The following is an 18,684-nucleotide window of genomic DNA, read 5'->3' on the forward strand; positions in this document are numbered from 1 at the left end:
TTCCGGTCTCCCTCGCCGACGCCGCACACTCCGCCCGTCTTGCCGTGATCCCGACAAGCCGGTCCTCGCCTTGAAGCTGGAAATGCGCGAAACGCGACTATGTCTTTTATCTAGTAACGAAAACGCCCGGTTTTGAGGCCGGGCGCGCAGTTTCATCGAAAAAAGTCGATCGGGGTCAGATCAGCTTGCCGAAGGCGACGGCCGTGTCGCTCATCCGGTTCGAAAAGCCCCATTCATTGTCGTACCAGGTCAGGATGCGCACCATCGTTCCCTCCATCACCTTGGTCTGGTCCATGTGGAAGATCGAGGAATGCGGATCGTGATTGAAATCGATCGAGACGAGGGATTCGTCCGTATAGCCGAGGATGCCCTTGAGACGGCCGTCCGCGGCAGCGCGGATCGCGCCGTTGATTTCCTCGACGCTGGTCTCGCGCCTGGCGATGAAGGTCAGGTCGACCACCGAGACGTTGGGCGTCGGCACGCGGATCGCGACGCCGTCGAGCTTGCCCTTCAGTTCCGGCAGGACGAGGCCGACGGCTTTGGCCGCGCCGGTCGAGGTCGGGATCATCGACAGCGCCGCCGCGCGGCCGCGATAGAGGTCCTTGTGCATCGTGTCGAGGGTCGGCTGATCACCCGTGTAGGAGTGGATCGTCGTCATGAAGCCCTTCTCGATGCCGACGGCATCATTGAGGACCTGGGCGACGGGCGACAGGCAGTTGGTGGTGCATGACGCGTTCGAAATGACCATATGGTCCTTCGACAGCTTGTCGTGATTGACGCCGTAGACGACGGTCAGGTCGGCATTGTCGGCGGGCGCCGAGACGATGACGCGCTTGGCGCCGGCTTCCAGATGCGCCGATGCCTTTTCCTTCGAGGTGAAGATGCCGGTGCATTCGAGCGCGATGTCGACGCCTTCGGCCTTCCACGGCAGTTCGACCGGGTTGCGAACGGCATGGACCTTGATCGGACCGCGGCCGGCGTCGATCGCATCGCCCTTGACGGTGACCTCGCCGGGAAAGCGGCCATGCACGCTGTCATAGCGCATCAGATGCGCATTGGTCTCGACCGGGCCGAGATCGTTGATCGCGACGACCTCGATGTCGGTGCGGCCGGATTCGTAGATCGCGCGCAGCACGTTGCGGCCGATGCGGCCAAAACCGTTGATGGCAACTTTCACAGTCATTCGCTGTCTCCTGGGAGAAGGGTAAGGCTCGGATGCGCCGTCTTTAGCGGCGCAATGCGGATGAATCCAGCGCCAGAAAAGAGAAAAGGGCGGGTCAAGGCCCGCCCTCTGCGTCTAAATCGTTTCTATTTTCCGTAGCTTGGCTCAACCGCCATTGGCGATCCGTTCTTCCACCGCCTTGACAATGGCCTCGGCAGTGAGGCCGAAATGCCTGTAAAGATCTTCGGCAGGGCCGGAGGCTCCGAATCCCGTCATGCCGACGAAGATGCCGTTCGAGCCGATCAGGCGCTCCCAGCCCATGCGGATGCCGGCCTCGATGCCGACCTTGATGGACGCATCGCCGACGATCGCCTGACGGTATTCATAGCTCTGCTCGCCGAAAAGCTCGAAGCACGGCACGGAGACGACCCGCGTCGGGTGGCCCTTGGCCTCGAGAACCTCGCGCGCCTTCATCGCGATCTCGACTTCCGAACCCGAGGCGAAGATCGTGACCCGCGCCTCGTCGCTGGCGGTCTCGAGTTCGTAGGCGCCGTAGGAGGACAGGTTCTCCTCGTCATGCTCGACGCGCAGCGTCGGCAGGTTCTGCCGGGTCAGCGCAAGTGTCGACGGCGTCGTCTCGGATTCGAGCGCGATCTGCCAGCATTCGGCGGTCTCGACGGCATCGGCCGGACGGAAAACGTAGTGATTGGGGATCGCCCGCAAGGCGGCGAGATGCTCGACCGGCTGATGCGTCGGGCCGTCTTCGCCGAGTCCGATCGAATCGTGCGTCATGACGAAGATGGACCGGATGCCCATCAGCGAGGCGAGCCGCATCGACGGGCGCGCATAGTCGGAAAAGACCAGGAACGTGCCGCCATAGGGAATGATGCCGCCATGCAGCGCCATGCCGTTCATCGCCGCCGCCATGCCATGTTCGCGAATACCGTAATAGACGTATCGGCCGGAATAGTCCGACGGCGTGATCGGCTTGGTCTGCGAGGTCTTGGTGTTGTTGGAGCCGGTCAGGTCCGCCGAGCCGCCGATCGTGTCGGGCAGGATGGCGTTGATGACTTCGAGCGCCATTTCCGAAGATTTCCGCGTCGCGACCTTCGGCTTGTCGGCGGAAAGCTTCTTCTTGTAGTCGACGATCGCGGCGTCTAGGCCCTCGGGCAGTTCACCGCGCATCCGGCGCTCGAACTCGCTGCGCTTTTCGCCCTCGGTTTGGGCGAGGCGGCCCTCCCAGGCCTTGCGTTCCTTGGCCGAACGCAGGCCGGCAAGGCGCCAGGCGTCGAGAATGTCGGAGGGAACGGCGAAGGCTTCCGCATCCCAGCCCAGCGCCTTGCGGGTGCCCGCGATCTCGTCCGCGCCGAGCGGCGAGCCATGCGCCTTGTTGGTGCCGGCGCGGGTCGGCGCGCCATAGCCGATCGTGGTCTTGAAGGCTATCATGGTCGGGCGGTCGGACTGGCGCGCCGTCTCGATCGCGTGTGCGATGGCCTCGGGATCGTGACCGTCGGCGCGCAGCGTGTTCCAGCCGGACGCGGCAAATCGCGCGATCTGGTCGGTCGAATCCGAAAGCGAAACGGGGCCGTCGATCGAGATGTCGTTGTCGTCCCACATCACGATCAGCTTGGAGAGCTTCAGGTGTCCGGCGAGCGAGATCGCCTCCTGGCTGATGCCTTCCATCAGGCAGCCGTCGCCGGCGAGAACATAGGTGTAGTGGTCGACGAGCCCGTCGCCATATTCTGCGTTCAGGATGCGTTCGGCGAGCGCCATGCCGACGGAGTTGCCGAGGCCCTGACCAAGCGGACCGGTCGTCGTCTCGATGCCGGCTGCGTGGCCGTATTCGGGATGGCCGGCGGTCTTCGAGCCGAGCTGGCGGAAATTCTTGATCTCGTCGAGGGTGATGTCCTCGTAGCCGGACAGATAGAGCAGCGAATAGAGCAGCATCGAGCCGTGGCCCGCCGACAGGACGAAGCGGTCGCGGTCGGCCCAGGACGGCATCTTGGGATCATGCTTCATGAAACGGGTGAACAGCACGGTCGCGATGTCGGCCGCGCCCATCGGCAGGCCGGGATGGCCCGAATTCGCCTTCTCGACCGCATCCATGGAAAGGAAGCGGATCGCATTGGCCATCCGGTCGTGCTTGTCGCGTGTCGTCATGATCGCTCTGGTCCTGCCGAAATAGTGGAATTTTGAGGCGCGCGCTGCCTTTTTGGCAGGCGACACATAGCCGTTCACGCCGGGGAGTCAACGCCGCCGGCCTCAAGGCGGCCTTACAATGACGGGGATAGTGGACGGGTTCGGTTGACGCCCGATTCGTCCGCCGCTTAATGTTTTTCGATTAAGACGTTCTCATGTAACAATGATTCGCGTCGGGGGCCTGAGCTGGAGCCATGACAGGGGAAACGACACTCAGGGAAGTCATAGGCCGCCTCGGTGCGGCGGTCGACGCGCTGGAAAGCGCCGTCGCGGCGCGGCTGGAAAGCGACCAGGATTATCAGGAAGCCGATGCCGAGGCGCAGCGCATGAATGCGGACCGCTCCCGCCTCGCCCAGGAACTCGACGCCTCGGAAGCGCGCGCCGAACGTCTCGAAGACGCCAACAAGGAAGTCTCGCGCCGGCTCGTGACCGCGATGGAGACGATCCGCGCCGTGCTCGACAGGTAGGGGATTATGGCTCAGGTTACCGTGACGATCGACGGCAAGGCGTATCGGATGGCCTGCGACGAAGGCCAGGAAGAGCATCTGATCTCGCTCGCCACCCGGTTCGACCGCTATGTGATGCATCTGAAGGAGTCCTTCGGCGAGATCGGCGACCAGCGGCTGACGGTCATGGCCGGCATCATGGTGATGGACGAACTCGCCGAACTGCAAAAGCGCACCAAGGGCTTCGAGACCGAGATCGGCACGCTGCGCAAGACGCGCGACGATGCTCTGACCAAGGCCGACAAGAACGATGCCGCATTGACCGGCGCATTGTCGAACTTCGCCGAGCGGATCGAAATCCTGGCCGACCGGCTGAGCGGCCGTCCGCGGCAGGTGTGATTCAAAAACCCTGAAACAGCAAATCGAGCGCGGCGGTGATCTCGTCGCGATTCTCCGCGACATTGCCAGCCACCACGATTACGGGATTCAGCTTCTTCAGCGGTGTCCTGTGCGGGTGCTCGGGAAGCAACGGTATGGCCATGCGCGTATCGATGACCTCGAAAACCTCGGACTGGATGCAAACCAGCAGATTGTCGCTACCGCGCGGGTCTCGATAGACATCGTATCTGGCCATCAGAAACCGCGATATTCCGAGAACGGCAGGCCGTGCTGCTCGAAATAGCGGTTGTTCTCCTCGATAGCCTTCGCGTTCTCGATCAGCCAGACCTCGGCCTTTCGGCGACTGATGGCTTGAGCAAGACCGGCATCCGCAGCACGCGACAAGTTAACCTTCAATGCCTTTGCTTCATCGAGAAGTTGGGCATCGATCGACAAATTGACGGACTTTCGAGACGGTGAACGGTTCAACATGAGCAATTCTCCTGCGCATAAAATATGCTCAAATTCTACCCCTCGCAACTACCCCTCGATTTCCTCCCGCAGCATTTCGAGTTCCAGCCACTCCTCCTCCATGCGGGCGAGGTCGGCGCGCAATCCGTCGAGCGTCGCCGCCGCCTTGGCAAAGTCGTCGGGATCGCGGACGTAGAATTGCGGGTCGGCCATCTTCGCTTCGAGCACGACCATCTTCGCGGACGCCGCCTCCATCTCGCCGGGCAGCTTTTCGAGCGCGAATTTCTGCTTGAAGGAGAGCTTCTTCGATGCGTTGGCGGTGCCGGCCGGCCTGGGCGAACCCGCAGCCGGCTTCTCGCGCGGCTCGGATTTCGTCGGCTTCTGCGCAAACGCCTTCGTGCCGCGCTGGGCAAGCATGTCGGCATAGCCGCCGGCATATTCGATCCAGCGGGCGTCGCTTTCGGGCGCGACGGTGCTCGTCACCGTGCGGTCGAGGAAGTCGCGGTCGTGGCTGACGAGGATGACCGTGCCGGGGAAGCCCGCGACCAGTTCCTGCAAAAGGTCGAGCGTTTCCATGTCGAGGTCGTTGGTCGGCTCGTCGAGGACCAGGAGATTGGCCGGGCGCGCGAGAAGCCGCGCCAGCACGAGGCGCGCGCGCTCGCCGCCGGACAGTTCGCGGATCGGCGTGCGCGCCTGTTCGGGCTTGAACAGGAAATCCTTCATGTAGGAGACGACGTGGCGCTGTTCGCCGTTGACGACGACGCTGTCGCCGCGCCCGTCGGTCAGGTAATGCGAAAGCGTCTCGTCGAGATCGAGGTCGCGCTTCTGGTCCAGCGTGGCGATCTCGAGATTGACGCCGAGCCGGACCGTGCCGGCATCGGGAGAAAGTTCGCCGGTCAGCATCTTCAAAAGCGTCGTCTTGCCGGCACCGTTCGGACCGACGAGGCCGATCCGGTCGCCGCGCTGGATGCGGGTGGAAAAATCGCGCACGATCTGGCGCGGACCGAAGCTCTTGGCGATGGACTTGGCCTCGATGACCAGCTTGCCGGATTCATTGGCGTCGCTTGCCTGCAAATTCGCCTTGCCTTCGGCGCCGCGATGGGTGCGGAACTGCTGGCGCATGGAATGGAGTTCGCCGAGCCGGCGCATGTTGCGCTTGCGCCGCGCGGTGACGCCGTAGCGCAGCCAGTGTTCCTCGCGCACGATCTGCCGGCCGAGCTTGTGCTGGTCGCGCTCTTCCTCCTCCAGCACCTGGTCCCGCCATTCCTCGAAATGGGCGAAGCCCTTGTCGAGGCGGCGCGTCTGGCCGCGATCCAGCCAGACGGTCGTTTTGGAAACCCGTTCGAGAAAGCGCCGGTCATGTGAGATGACGACGATGGCCGAAGTCGAGCGGACGAGTTCGCCTTCGAGCCATTCGATGGTGGCCAGGTCGAGATGGTTGGTCGGCTCGTCGAGAAGCAGGATGTCGGGCTGTGGCGCCAGAACGCGGGCGAGTGCCGCCCGCCGCGCCTCGCCGCCCGACAGCGTCTCGGGCGCCGCAGAACCGTCGAGGCCGAGGCTTTCGATCAGATAGGTCGCGCGATGCGGATCGTCGGTCGGCCCAAGCCCCGCCTCGACATAGGCGAGCACGGTGGCGAAGCCCTCCATGTCGGGCGTCTGGCGCAGATAGCGGATCGTCACCGAGGGCTGGCGGAAGATCTCGCCGTCTTGTGCCTCGACGAGGCCGGCGGCGATCTTCAGCAGCGTCGACTTGCCCGAACCATTGCGGCCCACGAGCGCGATGCGGTCGCCGGCCTGCGCGGAGAGGCTTGCGCCGTCGAGCAGCGGCGTGCCGCCGAAGGAGAGTTTGATGCCGTCGAGATTGAGAAGCGGGGGCGCCATGGAATTCCTATTGGCCGGACGGATGGGCGATGAGGATCGCGCGGCCGGAGGTCAGGTGAACGGTCAGATCGCCGGTGACCTCGTTGGAGAGCGTCAGCGACGAGCCGAAGGGAACATGCTTCCCGTCCAGCGGCCAGCGAACGCCTTCGAGCGTCAAGCCGGTAAGGTCGGTCATCGCGACGACCGAGAACACGGTGCCCGGCAGATAGTCGAACCGAGATGCGCCTTCAAGCAGCGGAACGCCTTCCTGCGTGCCACTGGTCAGCAGGATGGCAAGCCCGCGCTCGGCCAGCCGCACGCCGAGCGCCAGATGCAGGAAAGCATGGTCTGCGCGCGGGCCGCCGAAGGCGCCGACCAGCGTCAGGGCGGTCGCGCCGCGCGCCAGCGCCGCCTCGACGGCGATCTCGCCATCGGTCAGATCCTTGGCGGGCGGGAAGATCTCGCGCGGAACGTCCGGATGGGCGGCATCGAGCTCCGCGTCGACGGAATCGAAGTCGCCGGTCCAGAGCTCGGGCACGAGGCCGAGCGGGCCGGCGTGGCGCATTCCCGAATCCGCCGCGATGACGCGGCTGCCCGCGACCTGGCGGGAAAGGCGCGGCGTCGGCTCGGCATCGCCGCCGAGAAGGATGGTGAAACGGGAAACGGGCGCGGTCATCGTGCGCCCCCTTAGCAAGGCTGAATGTGGAAGGGAACAGACGGCTTCCATCCGGCCGGCAACCGCTCTAGTTTGCGCGCCATGTTCATACCGTTCTTCCTCGAACTGAAAGCCGCGCGCATTCCCGTCTCGCTGCGGGAATATTTGTCGCTGCTCGAAGGCATGGACGCCCATCTCGTCGATTACGACGTCGAGGGCTTCTACTATCTGGCGCGCGCGGCGATGGTGAAGGACGAGCGCCACATCGACCGCTTCGACCAGGTGTTCGGCCATGTCTTCAAGGGTGTCGAGGCGGTGTCGGGGGAGAGCGCCGTCGACGTTGCGAACATTCCCGAGGAATGGCTACGGCGGTTGGCCGAAAAGCACCTGACCGACGAGGAAAAGAAGCTCGTCGAAAGCCTCGGCGGCTTCGAAAAGCTGATGGAGACGCTTAAGGCACGGCTGGAAGAGCAGAAGGGCCGCCATCAGGGCGGGTCGAAATGGATCGGCACCGCCGGCACCTCGCCCTTCGGCGCCTATGGCTACAATCCCGAAGGCGTGCGGATCGGCCAGGAAGGGAGTCGCCACCGACGCGCGGTCAAGGTCTGGGACAAGCGCGAATTCCGCAATTTCGACGATTCGGTCGAACTCGGCACGCGCAACATCAAGGTCGCGCTGAAGCGCCTGCGCCGCTGGGTGCGCGAGGGCGCGGACGAGGAATTCGACCTTGGCGGCACGATCAAGTCGACCGCCGAGCACGGCTATCTCGACGTCCAGACGCGCCCCGAACGGCGCAATGCGGTGAAACTCCTGATGTTCTTCGATGTCGGCGGCTCGATGGACGATCACATCCGCATCGTCGAGGAACTGTTCTCGGCCGCGCGCGCCGAATTCCGCCAGCTCGAATATTTCTACTTCCACAATTGCGTCTATGAGGGCGTGTGGAAGGACAATGCCCGCCGGCACTCCGAGGTCATCCCGACCTATGACGTGCTGCACAAATACGGCGCGGACTACAAGGCGATCTTCGTCGGCGACGCCTCGATGAGCCCCTACGAGATCGCCTATCCGGGCGGCGCTGTGGAGGACTGGAACGCGGAGGCCGGCATCGTCTGGCTGCAACGCGTCCTCCAGCACTGGCCGAAGGCCGTCTGGCTCAACCCGGTGCGCGAGAAGCACTGGGGCTACACGCATTCGATCCAGATGATTCGCGAGATCTTTTCCGAGCGCATGTTTCCGCTGACGCTGAACGGGCTGGAAAAGGCGACACGCGAGCTTTCGCGCAGCCGCTGACGCTTCCCTGACATGACCGGGGGCTTGCGCGAAGTTTGGCCCGGCGCCACCTTCCCGCTTGCCGTCAAGCGCCTTCGCCAGTTATGATTAACAAATCATGAAGACGCTCTCGATCGACATCCGCAAGGCCGACCCGCACGACGCGGATGCGATCGCCGGTGTGCATCACGATGCCTGGATCGGCACCTATGCGGGCCTGATCCCGCACGGCGCGCTGAACTCCATGCTGTCGCGCCGCGGCGCGCAATGGTGGGAAAAGGCGATCCGGCGCGCGGCGAGCGTCCTCGTCGTCGAGATCGACGGCCATGTCGTGGGCTATGCCACGCTCGGCCGCAACCGCGCCCGCGACCTGCCGCAGGACGGCGAGATCTACGAGCTCTATCTCCTGCCCGAATATCAGGGCATCGGCCTCGGCACCCGCCTCTTCAAGGCCGCGCGCGACCGGCTGAAGGCCCACGGCCTATCCGGCCTCGTCGTCTGGGCGCTGGAAGACAATGACGGCGCCCGCGCCTTCTATGAGGGCGCCGGCGGCCGCGACATTGCCGAAGGCGTCGAGATATTCGACCAGAAGGCGTTGAAGAAGGTCGCCTACGTCTGGAATTGAGGCGTTGGCGCTGCCGGCTTTGAACGGCGCGTCAGACGCGATGTCGAGGCGACGGGCAGGACGCCGCCTCCTCTCTCCGCCCATCACCCCTGAGACGCGACGTGACCTGCCGCTTCCTTGCATTGCAGCATGAGACGCGCTAACCGCTTGCGCACGATTTCCGAACTTTGCGAAGACAGGATCAGCGTATGCGTCTCGACGCCATTGCCATCGGCGACAACCCGCCTCACGACGTCAACGTCCTCATCGAAGTGCCGGCCGGCGGCCAGCCGATCAAGTATGAGATGGACAAGGAGGCCGGCGTGCTCGTGGTCGACCGCTTCCTCTATACGCCGATGCGCTACCCCGGCAATTATGGCTTCGTCCCGCACACTTTGTCGGAAGACGGCGATCCGATCGACGTCCTCATCTGCAATACGCGCGAACTGGTCCCCGGCTGCGTCATCAACGTGCGCCCGATCGGCGTCCTGATCATGGAGGACGACGGCGGCAAGGACGAGAAGATCATCGCCGTGCCGACCCCGCACGTCACGCGCCGCTACGAGAATGTCCACGACTATACCGACCTGCCGGAAATCACCTTGAGGCAGATCGAGCACTTCTTCGAGCACTACAAGGATCTGGAGCCGGGCAAATGGGTGAAGATCGGCGGCTGGCAGGGCGCCGAGAAGGCCCGCACCATGATCGTCGAGGCGATCGAGCGGGCGAAGTCGAAGGGCTGACGTCCCGACAATAATGCGATGCGAAGGCCCGGTCGATCCGGGCCTTCCTCGTTTCAGGCGATGGTCACGCCTGCCCTCTTCATGTCGTCGGTCATTGCGGCGAGCGATCCGGCAAGATCGATCGCACGGCAGGCATCCATGGCGACGGTGACGGAAAAGCCGAGCCTGGCGGCATCGAGGGCGGAATAGGCGACGCAGAAATCCGTCGCGAGACCGACCAGCGTCAGATGGCGGATGCCACGTTCCTTGAGATAGCCGCCGAGCCCGGTTGGCGTCGTGCGGTCGTTCTCGAAGAAGGCGGAATAGGAATCGATGGCGGGCCGAAAGCCCTTGCGGACGACCAGTTCGGCCTGCGTCCAGTCGAGATCGGCATGGAAGGCCGCGCCCTTGGTGCCCTGGACGCAATGGTCGGGCCAGAGCGTCTGCGTCCCGTAGTCCATCTCCACGGTCTCGAACGGCGCCTTGCCCGCGTGCCGCGAGGCGAAGCTGGAATGGCCCGCCGGGTGCCAGTCCTGCGTCAGGATGACGTGCGGCGCAGCCTCGATCATCCGGTTGACGATCGGCACGATGGCATCGCCGTCCTCGACGGCAAGCGCACCGCCGGGGCAGAAATCGTTCTGCACGTCGATCACGATCAATGCTTCCTCGGCCATGCGTCAGTCTCCCTCTTGCCGGCCCGCACCCTAGTCAGGGTCGTCGCGTGGGGCAACATTTCCGGTTCCCATGCCGATAGCCGCTGGCTAGTCTGCGTTGAGCGAACCGGAGACCACGATGCCGATCCTGAACCGCGCGAACGAGATGCACGATGAAATCGTCGGCTGGCGCAGGCACATCCATCAACATCCCGAGATCGGCTTCGAGGTTCACCGGACAGCGGAATTCGTCGCGCGCAAACTGGAGGAATTCGGCGTCAACGAAATCCATCGTGGCTTCGGCGAGAGCGGCGTCGTCGGGGTGATCCGCGGCCGCCTCGGCGACGGGCCGGTCATCGCGCTGCGTGCCGACATGGACGCGTTGCCGATCGTCGAGGCGACGTCGCAGCCGCACGCCTCGACGGTTCCGGGCGCGATGCACGCCTGCGGCCATGACGGCCACACGGCGATGCTTCTGGGCGCGGCGAAATATCTGGCCGAGACGCGCAACTTCAAGGGATCGGTCGTGCTCGTCTTCCAGCCGGCCGAAGAGATCGGCGGCGGCGCCCTGGCGATGATCGAGGACGGGCTCTTCGACCGCTTCGGCATCGGCCATGTCTATGGGATGCACAACATGCCGGGCATTCCCACCGGCCACATCGCGCTTCGTCCCGGCTCGATCATGGCCGCATCCGCCAAATTCAAGATCCGCGTCACCGGGCGCGGGGGCCATGCGGCGCGCCCGCACACCACCATCGACCCGATCGTCACCGGCGCGCAAATCGTCACCGCCTTGCAGACCATCGTCTCGCGCAACACCGATCCGGTGACGGCGGCCGTGGTGACGGTGACGAAGTTCGACGCCGGCACGGCCTACAACATCATCCCCGAAGTGATCGAATTGTGGGGCAGTGTGCGCGCGCTCTCGATGGAGGTGGCGAAGGCGACGGAGGACCGCATCGTCCATATCGCGACCAGGATCGGCGAGGCGGCCGGCGCGAGCGTCGAGGTCGACTACAACCAGACGATCTCGGTGACGCATAACGACCCTGATGAAGCGGCCTTTTCGGCGCAGATCGCGCGCGAGATCGTCGGCGAGGCGCAGGTCGACGCCGACGCCGCGCCGGTGATGGCAGGCGAGGATTTCTCGCGGATGCTCGAAAGGCGGCCGGGCACGCTGGTCTTCCTCGGCAATGGCGGTTCGGCCAATCTCCACCATCCCGAATATGATTTCGACGACGAGGCGATCCCTGCGGGTGTCTCGTATTGGGTCCGGCTGGTCGAGCGGAAGCTGGCCGCATGAAGAACGACGACGAATCGAAGCGCATCATCCGCCGCGTCGGCCAGGAAAGCGAAGCGACGATGGCGACGCGCGTGCGCCGCCACATGTCGGGCGCCGACGCCGATCCCGACGACTGGGTCGAGGTCTGGGGCACGCGGATCGGCCGCGTCTTCAGCGTCATCCTCGCCGCCGTGCTGGTCTGGTGGTTGATCGACTTCATCCGAACCTTATGACGAAGCCGGCGATCCTCGTCATATCGAGCCATGTCGTACGCGGGACGGTGGGCAACCGCGCCGCAGTCTTCGCGCTGGAAACGCTCGGGCATCCGGTCTGGGCCGTGCCGACCGTCACGCTGCCCTGGCATCCCGGACATGGACCCGCGACCCGCATCGTGCCGTCCGCGGACGCCTTCGCGGCGATGCTGGCCGACCTCGAACGGGCAGCATGGCTGGGCGAGGTGGGCGGCATCCTGACCGGCTATCTCGGCGGCGCGGAACAGGCCGCATCCATCGCCCGGCTGATCGCGGCGGTGAAGGTAAAGAACCCTGAGGCGCTCTATGTCTGCGATCCGGTGATCGGCGACAGTGGCGGGCTCTACGTGCCGCCGGCAACAGCCGAGGCGATCCGCGACCATCTCCTGCCGCTCGCCGACATCGCGACGCCGAACCGCGCCGAACTCGACTGGCTGGCGGGACGGGCGGGTGGAACGGCGGAGGAGATCGCCGCGGCCGCGCGCGATTTGCCGCCGCCGGCCATGCTCGTCACCTCCGCGCCGGCGGGCGAGGGCCGCATCGGAAACCTATGGGTCGAACGCGACACGGCGCTTCTGGCAAGCCACGATCTCGTCGCACGACCACCAAACGGGCTCGGGGACCTGACCGCCGCGCTCCTGCTCGCCCGACGGCTCGACGGGAAAAGCGCGCGCGAGGCCATTCGCCACGTCACCGCCGCCGTATATGAAATCCTGTCGAACGCTTCAGCCCGCGGCGCCGACGAACTGATGCTGGAGACGGATGCGGCGAGCCTGACCGCACCGAACGCGAGAGTGGACATTCGCAACTGCGCCGAAACGAAGCGGGAGCGTTTGACACACGCCTGATTGCCCCCGCGGAATTTTCCGGCTATCTCGACCCCATGAGCCATCTGCCCGACACCCTTCTTTCCGGTTATCGCGATTTCATGAGCGGTCGCTATGCGACCGAGAGCGAGCGCTATCGAACGCTGGCCAAGGACGGCCAGAAGCCCGAGACGATGGTGATCGCCTGCTGCGACAGCCGTGCCGCGCCCGAGACGATCTTCAACGCCAGTCCCGGCGAACTGTTCGTCGTTCGCAATGTCGCGAACCTGGTCCCGCCCTATCAGCCGGACGACAAGCTTCACGCAACGTCGGCGGCGCTTGAATTCGCCGTGCAAAGCCTCAAGGTGAAGCACATTGTCGTGCTCGGTCACGGTCGCTGCGGGGGCATTTCGGCCGCGCTCAATCCGATGAGCGAGCCGCTGTCGCCCGGCGACTTCATCGGCCGCTGGATGAGCCTCGTCGCCCCGGCCGCGCAGATGGTCGCCGGCAACAACATCATGACGCCCGGCGAGCGCCAGACGGCGATGGAGCGCATCTCGATCCGCTTCTCGCTCGCCAATCTGCGCACGTTTCCCTGTGTCGACATCCTGGAGAAGAAAGGTCGGCTGACGCTGCACGGCGCCTGGTTCGACATCTCGTCCGGCGAATTGTGGGCGATGGACCCGACGTCGGGCGATTTCGAGCGGCCCTGACCTACTCCGCGGACGCGGCAGGCGTAATGACGGTGCGCGCCAGCGCCGGCTCGGGATAGCGGCTCCACAGGAGCCACGACAGGATCGCGAAGAAGCCCATCGCCGGGATCACCGTCGCGATGCCGGTGACCGGGTCTCCGACCAGCGCCGCGATCATGCCGCCGACGAGCCCGCCGCCCATCTGGATGAAGCCGCTCATCGAGGCGGCCGCCCCCGCCATATGCGGAAAGGGGGCGAGGGAGGCCGTCGACATGGCCGGCATGACGAAGGCGATGCCGAACGCATAGATGCCGACCGGCGCCATGACAAGAAGAAAGCTCGGCTCGAAGGCGCGCATCCCGATGGCGAGCATCAGGCTGCCGGTGGCGATGAACCAGAGCCCCGGCTTGACGAGCTGGTAGGCGCTGCGCGTTCCCATCAGCCGGCGCATGACGACGGCGCCGATGAAGAACGCGCCCGACTGCATCAGCATTCCCAGGCCGAACTGGGTCGGGGTCAGCCCGACGCGGTCCATCAGCACGAAGGGCAGGATGGTGGCGAGCGTGTAGAGCGCGCCCACCGATCCGCCCATGACAAGGCTCGACCACATGAAATAGCCGCTGCCCGACAGCGAACGATAGGAGCGGACGAGCGCGCGCGGCCTGATGCACGAGGGATCGCGCATGACCGTTTCCGTCAACGCGAACTTGACGACGAGAATGACGGTGACGCCGAAGGCGAGCATGAATGCGAAGATCGAGTGCCAGCCGAAAAGCTCCATCGCCACGCCGCCGATGGTGGGTGAGAAGGCCGGGCCGATGCCCAGGATCATGCCGATCAGGTTCATGATCCGCGCCGAGCGCTCGTTGGTGAACAGATCGCGCACGATGGCGCGCGCGATCGCGACGCCGGCCGCCGCCCCGATGCCCTGCGCGAAGCGGGCGGCGATCAGAAGCTCGATCGTCGGCGCCAGGATGGCCGCCATGGTCGCGACAAGGTAAATGCCCATGAAGGCGATGGTGATCGGCTTGCGGCCATAGCCGTCGGACAGCGGCCCGCAAACGAGCTGGGCGAAGGCGAAGCCGGCGAAATAGAGCGACAGCGTCATCTTCACCGCCGCGTCGGTGGTGCCGAATGCGCGCACGATCTCCGGCATGGCGGGCGTGAACAGCGCCATCGAGATCGGCCCGATGGCAACGAGTAGAGCGCCGATGATCGAGACGCGCAATTCGCTCATCACCGGCGTCGACGCGACGGGCTGCGCCCCGACCGGCTGCCCTTGCTGCACGTTCATGCCGCCGAACTCCGCGCCTCGATCCGCGCATCCGACAGATTGCAGCGCACGGTCTTGAGCACCTTGAGCATGGCCGCCCAGTCCTTCGGGTCGACCGATTGCGCGGCCTGTATCCGCGTCTCGTCGCCGAATATCTTGATCTGGTCGAGAACGGCGTCGGCAGCATTGGTAAGGGCGATCAGCTTCGCCCGGCGGTCGGACGGGTCGGGAAGCCGCTCGATCAGCCCGCGCGCCTCTAGACGGTCGACATAGGACGAGACGGTCATCGCCTCGACGCCGATGCGCTCGGCCAGCACCGACTGGCGTACCGTGCCGGCGCGCGCGGCATGGGCGAGAAGCCGCGCCTCGGCGGGCGTCAGGTCCATGCCGGAGCCGGCGATGCGCCGGTCCATCTCCGCGCGCAACATGCGGGCGAGGTCGGTCACGAGGAAACCGAAGGATTCGGGGTCGATCTGTCGTGTCATGATATTAAGCTTACCTTATTATCATCCAAACTTAGTATTTGCCGTTTCAGGCGTCAAGCCGGCGTGGTTGCCGGCCGGAGCGCACCAGCCTAAATGTCGGCGACACGCCCCATCCAAGGACCTGCGAATGACCGTCGATCTTGCCCGCCACCCCCTTACCCATTGGACCGGCCCGCTTGGCCTGCCCGCTTTCGAGGTGATTTCCGACGACGATTTCGGCCCCGTCTTCGACGCCGCACTGAAGGCGCATGAGGCCGAGATCGCCGCGATCGCGGGCAATTCCAACCCGCCTTCGGTCGAAAACGTCCTCGCCGCGCTCGAACTGGCCGGCGAGGCGCTGGGTCGCGTCTCGGCGATTTTCTGGTGCAAGGCGGGCGCAGACACCAACCCGCAGATTCAGGCGATGGAGCGCGAGATCTCGCCGAAGATGGCGCGGCACTTCTCCGCGATCCACATGAATGCGGCGCTTTTCGCCCGCATCGACGCGCTTTACGCCCGGCGCGACACGCTCGACCTCGACGCCGAAACGTCGCGCGTCCTCGAAAAGACCTGGAAACGCTTCGTGAAGTCCGGCGCCAAGCTCGATGCGGTCTCCAAGACGCGGCTCGGCGCGATCAACGAGGAACTGGCCTCGCTCGGCTCCGCCTTCGGCCAGAACGTGCTTGCCGACGAGGCCGGATGGGTGCGTTTCCTCGACGCGGGCGATCTCGACGGCCTGCCTGATTTCGTCCGCGACGCGATGGCCGAAGCCGCTGCCTCGCGCGGGCAGGAGGGGCGCTACGCGATCACGCTCTCGCGCTCGATCTACGAGCCCTTCACCACCTATTCGACGCGCCGCGACCTGCGCGAGGAGGCCTGGCGCGGCTTCACCGCGCGCGGCGAGAAATCCAATGCCGACCTCGTGGCGAAGACGCTGGCCCTGCGCGCCGAAAAGGCGCGGCTGCTCGGCTATGACAGCTATGCGGCGCTGAAGCTCGACGACACGATGGCCAAGACGCCGGACGCCGTGCTGGGCCTGCTCGAACCGGTTTGGGAAAAGGCCCGCGCGCGCGCCGCCGAAGACCAGCGCGAACTGGAGCGCCTTGCCAGGACCGCCGGCGCGAACGAGCCCTTCGCGGCCTGGGACTGGCGCCACTATGCCGAAAAGCTGCGCGCCGAGCGCTATGATTTCGACGAGGCGGAACTGAAGCCCTATCTGCAACTCGACCGCATCATCGAGGCGTCATTCGACGTCGCCACCCGCCTTTTCGGCATCACCTTCGCTGAAAAGACCGGCATCGCCGCCTGGCATCCCGACGTGCGCCTCTTCGAGGTGAAGAACCCGGACGGCTCGCACCGTGCGACCTTCCTCGCCGATTATTTCAACCGCCCCTCGAAACGCTCCGGCGCGTGGATGAGCAGCCTGCAATCGGGTTTCGCGCTCGGCGACGGCCAGCCGCCGATCATCTATAATGTCATGAATTTCGCAAAGCCGCCGAAGGGCGAGCCGGCGCTGCTTTCCATGGACGAGGCGCGCACGCTTTTCCACGAATTCGGCCATGCGCTGCATGGAATGCTGACCGATGTCACATGGCCTTCGGTCTCGGGCACCTCGGTCTCGCGCGATTTCGTCGAATTGCCTTCGCAGCTTTATGAGCACTGGCTGACCGTGCCCGATATGCTGCGGAAACACGCAGTTCACTATCGCACGGGCAAGCCGCTTCCGCAGGACCTGCTGGACAAGATGCTGGCAGCGAAGAATTTCGGCCAGGGTTTCGCGACGGTGGAGTTCACCGCCTCCGCGCTGGTCGACATGGCCTACCATGCCGAAGCCGAAGCGCCGGCCGATCCGGCGGCGTTCGAGGCGCTAACGCTGAAGCGGCTCGACATGCCCGACGCCATCGCCATGCGTCACCGCACGCCGCATTTCAGCCATGTCTTCTCCGGTGACGGCTATTCGGCCGGCTATTATTCCTACATGTGGTCGGAAGTGCTGGATGCGGACGCCTTTGCGGCGTTCGAGGAAACCGGCGATGCGTTCGACGGCGAAACGGCCCGAAAGCTGAAGACGCATATTTATGCTGCCGGCGGATCGAAGGACCCCGAAGAACTCTATCTGGCGTTTCGCGGCAAGATGCCGACCGCCGCGGCGATGATGGCGAAGCGCGGCCTGACTTGAGATCAGGGGGATCGAGGGCACTCTGCGAAGCGGCTTCGGGCTCGCTCCAGCGATCTCGCTTCGCAAATCCAGCAGACAGAAAGGCCGGGCGCAAACCCGGCCTCTCGCAGTCAACTCAACTCATGCCAACTTTCAGGCGGCCTGCTTCTTCGGCTGGATCAGGCCGCGCGCGACGAGGAGTTCGGCGATCTGGACGGCGTTGAGCGCAGCGCCCTTGCGCAGATTGTCGGAGACGACCCACATGTTGAGGCCGTTCTCGATCGTCTGGTCCTCGCGGATGCGGGAGATGTAGGTAGCATCCTCGCCGGCCGAATCGAGCGGGGTGACGTAGCCGCCATCCTCGCGCTTGTCGATGACGAGGCAGCCGGGCGCGTCGCGCAGGATCTCGCGCGCCTCGTCGGCCGTGATCGGATTCTCGAACTCGATGTTGACCGCTTCGGAATGACCGATGAAGACCGGCACGCGCACGGCGGTGCAGGTGACCTTGATCTTCGGGTCGAGCATCTTCTTGGTCTCGGCCATCACCTTCCACTCTTCCTTGGTGGAGCCGTCATCCATGAAGACGTCGATATGCGGGATGACGTTGAAGGCGATGCGTTTGGTGAACTTCTTGGCCTCGACCGGATCGGCGACGAAGACGGCGCGGGTCTGGGTGAAGAGCTCGTCCATGCCTTCCTTGCCGGCGCCTGAGACCGACTGGTAGGTCGAAACCACGATGCGCCGGATGGTGGCCTTGTCGTGCAGCGGCTTCATCGCCACGACGAGCTGCGCGGTCGAGCAGTTGGGATTGGCGATGATGTTCTTGCGGGTGAACAGCGAGATCGCATCGGGGTTCACTTCCGGCACGATCAGCGGCACGTCCTGGTCGTAGCGGAAGGCGGACGAGTTATCGATGACGACGCAGCCCTGGCGGCCGATCTTCGGCGACCATTCCTTCGACACATTGCCGCCGGCCGACATCAGGCAGATGTCCGTGTCGGAAAAGTCGTACTGTGCGAGATCGCGCACCTTCAGCGTGCGGTCGCCATAGGAGACTTCCGTGCCCTGGCTGCGGCGCGAGGCGAGCGCGACGATTTCGTCGGCCGGAAAGCCGCGCTCTTCCAGAATGTTCAGCATTTCGCGCCCGACATTGCCGGTGGCGCCTGCGACTGCGATCTTGAAACCCATATCGTTGATCCTCGATCTCTCCGCGCTTCATCTTCGAGACCGCCCGCCGGCCATGAAGCGGACCTCTCCCTGGCCAGACCGGGGAGAGAACGGAAAGGCCAAGAAATCAGACGGTTTTCGTAGTCGTTTTGGAAAGCTTTGTGGCCAG

At 64.7% G+C, this 18,684-nt stretch carries 20 protein-coding genes; 10 read left to right on the forward strand and 10 right to left on the reverse strand.

Annotation, left to right across the window (positions count from 1 at the left end):
* Positions 1-175: 175 nt before the first annotated feature.
* Positions 176-1,183, reverse strand: coding sequence for a type I glyceraldehyde-3-phosphate dehydrogenase (gap, locus tag PZ895_RS12420; protein ID WP_275839308.1), 1,008 nt, complete (start codon positions 1,181-1,183; stop codon positions 176-178).
* 144 nt (positions 1,184-1,327) lie between these two features.
* Entirely contained in the window at positions 1,328-3,322 is a 1,995-nt protein-coding gene (gene tkt, locus PZ895_RS12425; RefSeq protein WP_275839309.1) for a transketolase, read from the reverse strand.
* 233 nt (positions 3,323-3,555) lie between these two features.
* On the opposite strand from tkt, the gene PZ895_RS12430 reads away from it, so the two are divergent.
* Both PZ895_RS12430 and PZ895_RS12435 read left to right on the forward strand, forming a co-directional pair.
* Positions 3,556-3,828 carry a DUF4164 domain-containing protein gene (locus PZ895_RS12430; protein ID WP_275839310.1) on the forward strand — a complete coding sequence of 91 codons (273 nt, stop codon included), beginning with the start codon at positions 3,556-3,558 and terminating at the stop codon, positions 3,826-3,828.
* A 6-nt stretch (positions 3,829-3,834) separates the two neighbouring features.
* Positions 3,835-4,206: a cell division protein ZapA gene (locus tag PZ895_RS12435; protein ID WP_275839311.1), complete on the forward strand. Its 372-nt coding sequence runs from the start codon at positions 3,835-3,837 to the stop codon at positions 4,204-4,206.
* Between the two features lies 1 nt (position 4,207).
* Here PZ895_RS12435 and PZ895_RS12440 read toward each other — a convergent pair whose 3' ends face one another.
* From PZ895_RS12440 to PZ895_RS12455, 4 genes are read right to left on the reverse strand one after another with little or no spacing between them, the layout of a single operon-like run.
* Positions 4,208-4,441, reverse strand: coding sequence for a CcdB family protein (locus PZ895_RS12440; protein ID WP_275839312.1), 234 nt, complete (start codon positions 4,439-4,441; stop codon positions 4,208-4,210).
* Complete coding sequence (locus tag PZ895_RS12445; RefSeq protein WP_275839789.1) at positions 4,441-4,677, reverse strand: type II toxin-antitoxin system CcdA family antitoxin; 237 nt, start codon at positions 4,675-4,677, stop codon at positions 4,441-4,443. Before PZ895_RS12445 ends, PZ895_RS12440 begins: the two co-directional genes overlap by 1 nt.
* Positions 4,678-4,725: 48 nt before the next feature.
* Entirely contained in the window at positions 4,726-6,537 is a 1,812-nt protein-coding gene (locus tag PZ895_RS12450) for an ATP-binding cassette domain-containing protein (protein ID WP_275839313.1), read from the reverse strand.
* A 7-nt stretch (positions 6,538-6,544) separates the two neighbouring features.
* Positions 6,545-7,192, reverse strand: coding sequence for a thiamine diphosphokinase (locus PZ895_RS12455; protein WP_275839314.1), 648 nt, complete (start codon positions 7,190-7,192; stop codon positions 6,545-6,547).
* Positions 7,193-7,273: 81 nt separating this feature from the next.
* Here PZ895_RS12455 and PZ895_RS12460 point away from each other — a divergent pair, with 81 nt between their 5' ends.
* The 3 genes from PZ895_RS12460 to ppa all read left to right on the forward strand — a co-directional run bounded on the left by PZ895_RS12460 (position 7,274) and on the right by ppa (position 9,790).
* On the forward strand, positions 7,274-8,464 hold the full coding sequence (locus tag PZ895_RS12460) for a VWA domain-containing protein (protein ID WP_275839790.1): 1,191 nt from the start codon (positions 7,274-7,276) through the stop codon (positions 8,462-8,464).
* A 97-nt stretch (positions 8,465-8,561) separates the two neighbouring features.
* Positions 8,562-9,068, forward strand: coding sequence for a GNAT family N-acetyltransferase (locus PZ895_RS12465; RefSeq protein WP_275839315.1), 507 nt, complete (start codon positions 8,562-8,564; stop codon positions 9,066-9,068).
* A 188-nt stretch (positions 9,069-9,256) separates the two neighbouring features.
* Positions 9,257-9,790 (forward strand): inorganic diphosphatase, encoded by a 534-nt coding sequence (gene ppa, locus PZ895_RS12470; protein WP_275839316.1) that lies wholly within the window; start codon positions 9,257-9,259, stop codon positions 9,788-9,790.
* A 53-nt stretch (positions 9,791-9,843) separates the two neighbouring features.
* Here the strand turns inward: ppa and pncA are convergent, their stop codons facing one another.
* Entirely contained in the window at positions 9,844-10,443 is a 600-nt protein-coding gene (gene pncA / locus PZ895_RS12475) for a bifunctional nicotinamidase/pyrazinamidase (protein ID WP_275839317.1), read from the reverse strand.
* 118 nt (positions 10,444-10,561) lie between these two features.
* Here pncA and PZ895_RS12480 point away from each other — a divergent pair, with 118 nt between their 5' ends.
* The 4 genes from PZ895_RS12480 to PZ895_RS12495 are packed head-to-tail and all read left to right on the forward strand — an operon-like array spanning position 10,562 to position 13,474.
* Complete coding sequence (locus tag PZ895_RS12480; RefSeq protein ID WP_275839318.1) at positions 10,562-11,725, forward strand: M20 aminoacylase family protein; 1,164 nt, start codon at positions 10,562-10,564, stop codon at positions 11,723-11,725.
* Positions 11,722-11,937 carry a hypothetical protein gene (locus PZ895_RS12485; protein WP_275839319.1) on the forward strand — a complete coding sequence of 72 codons (216 nt, stop codon included), beginning with the start codon at positions 11,722-11,724 and terminating at the stop codon, positions 11,935-11,937. The genes PZ895_RS12480 and PZ895_RS12485 overlap by 4 nt, the downstream gene beginning before the upstream one ends.
* Positions 11,934-12,803, forward strand: coding sequence for a pyridoxal kinase PdxY (gene pdxY, locus PZ895_RS12490; RefSeq protein ID WP_275839320.1), 870 nt, complete (start codon positions 11,934-11,936; stop codon positions 12,801-12,803). Before PZ895_RS12485 ends, pdxY begins: the two co-directional genes overlap by 4 nt.
* A 35-nt stretch (positions 12,804-12,838) precedes the next feature.
* A complete protein-coding gene (locus tag PZ895_RS12495) occupies positions 12,839-13,474 on the forward strand; it encodes a carbonic anhydrase (protein ID WP_275839321.1) in 636 nt (211 codons plus the stop codon).
* A 1-nt stretch (position 13,475) separates the two neighbouring features.
* Here PZ895_RS12495 and PZ895_RS12500 read toward each other — a convergent pair whose 3' ends face one another.
* Positions 13,476-14,747, reverse strand: coding sequence for a multidrug effflux MFS transporter (locus tag PZ895_RS12500; protein ID WP_275839322.1), 1,272 nt, complete (start codon positions 14,745-14,747; stop codon positions 13,476-13,478).
* On the reverse strand, positions 14,744-15,211 hold the full coding sequence (locus PZ895_RS12505; RefSeq protein WP_275839323.1) for a MarR family transcriptional regulator: 468 nt from the start codon (positions 15,209-15,211) through the stop codon (positions 14,744-14,746). The genes PZ895_RS12500 and PZ895_RS12505 overlap by 4 nt, the downstream gene beginning before the upstream one ends.
* Before the next feature lie 127 nt (positions 15,212-15,338).
* Here PZ895_RS12505 and PZ895_RS12510 point away from each other — a divergent pair, with 127 nt between their 5' ends.
* On the forward strand, positions 15,339-17,369 hold the full coding sequence (locus PZ895_RS12510) for a M3 family metallopeptidase (protein WP_275839324.1): 2,031 nt from the start codon (positions 15,339-15,341) through the stop codon (positions 17,367-17,369).
* A gap of 132 nt (positions 17,370-17,501) precedes the next feature.
* Here the strand turns inward: PZ895_RS12510 and PZ895_RS12515 are convergent, their stop codons facing one another.
* A complete protein-coding gene (locus PZ895_RS12515) occupies positions 17,502-18,536 on the reverse strand; it encodes an aspartate-semialdehyde dehydrogenase (RefSeq protein WP_275839325.1) in 1,035 nt (344 codons plus the stop codon).
* Positions 18,537-18,684: the final 148 nt, after the last annotated feature.

This window comes from Mesorhizobium sp. YIM 152430 (assembly GCF_029210365.1).
Classification (GTDB): Bacteria; Pseudomonadota; Alphaproteobacteria; order Rhizobiales; family Rhizobiaceae; genus Aliihoeflea.

Excerpts from the sequence above, each read along its gene's own strand:
- gap (WP_275839308.1), bottom strand. The coding sequence starts at position 1,183 with ATGACTGTGAAAGTTGCCATCAACGGTTTTGGCCGCATCGGCCGCAAC.
- tkt (WP_275839309.1), bottom strand. The coding sequence starts at position 3,322 with ATGACGACACGCGACAAGCACGACCGGATGGCCAATGCGATCCGCTTC.
- PZ895_RS12430 (WP_275839310.1), top strand. The coding sequence starts at position 3,556 with ATGACAGGGGAAACGACACTCAGGGAAGTCATAGGCCGCCTCGGTGCG.
- PZ895_RS12435 (WP_275839311.1), top strand. The coding sequence starts at position 3,835 with ATGGCTCAGGTTACCGTGACGATCGACGGCAAGGCGTATCGGATGGCC.
- PZ895_RS12440 (WP_275839312.1), bottom strand. The coding sequence starts at position 4,441 with ATGGCCAGATACGATGTCTATCGAGACCCGCGCGGTAGCGACAATCTG.
- PZ895_RS12445 (WP_275839789.1), bottom strand. The coding sequence starts at position 4,677 with ATGTTGAACCGTTCACCGTCTCGAAAGTCCGTCAATTTGTCGATCGAT.
- PZ895_RS12450 (WP_275839313.1), bottom strand. The coding sequence starts at position 6,537 with ATGGCGCCCCCGCTTCTCAATCTCGACGGCATCAAACTCTCCTTCGGC.
- PZ895_RS12455 (WP_275839314.1), bottom strand. The coding sequence starts at position 7,192 with ATGACCGCGCCCGTTTCCCGTTTCACCATCCTTCTCGGCGGCGATGCC.
- PZ895_RS12460 (WP_275839790.1), top strand. The coding sequence starts at position 7,274 with ATGTTCATACCGTTCTTCCTCGAACTGAAAGCCGCGCGCATTCCCGTC.
- PZ895_RS12465 (WP_275839315.1), top strand. The coding sequence starts at position 8,562 with ATGAAGACGCTCTCGATCGACATCCGCAAGGCCGACCCGCACGACGCG.
- ppa (WP_275839316.1), top strand. The coding sequence starts at position 9,257 with ATGCGTCTCGACGCCATTGCCATCGGCGACAACCCGCCTCACGACGTC.
- pncA (WP_275839317.1), bottom strand. The coding sequence starts at position 10,443 with ATGGCCGAGGAAGCATTGATCGTGATCGACGTGCAGAACGATTTCTGC.
- PZ895_RS12480 (WP_275839318.1), top strand. The coding sequence starts at position 10,562 with ATGCCGATCCTGAACCGCGCGAACGAGATGCACGATGAAATCGTCGGC.
- PZ895_RS12485 (WP_275839319.1), top strand. The coding sequence starts at position 11,722 with ATGAAGAACGACGACGAATCGAAGCGCATCATCCGCCGCGTCGGCCAG.
- pdxY (WP_275839320.1), top strand. The coding sequence starts at position 11,934 with ATGACGAAGCCGGCGATCCTCGTCATATCGAGCCATGTCGTACGCGGG.
- PZ895_RS12495 (WP_275839321.1), top strand. The coding sequence starts at position 12,839 with ATGAGCCATCTGCCCGACACCCTTCTTTCCGGTTATCGCGATTTCATG.
- PZ895_RS12500 (WP_275839322.1), bottom strand. The coding sequence starts at position 14,747 with ATGAACGTGCAGCAAGGGCAGCCGGTCGGGGCGCAGCCCGTCGCGTCG.
- PZ895_RS12505 (WP_275839323.1), bottom strand. The coding sequence starts at position 15,211 with ATGACACGACAGATCGACCCCGAATCCTTCGGTTTCCTCGTGACCGAC.
- PZ895_RS12510 (WP_275839324.1), top strand. The coding sequence starts at position 15,339 with ATGACCGTCGATCTTGCCCGCCACCCCCTTACCCATTGGACCGGCCCG.
- PZ895_RS12515 (WP_275839325.1), bottom strand. The coding sequence starts at position 18,536 with ATGGGTTTCAAGATCGCAGTCGCAGGCGCCACCGGCAATGTCGGGCGC.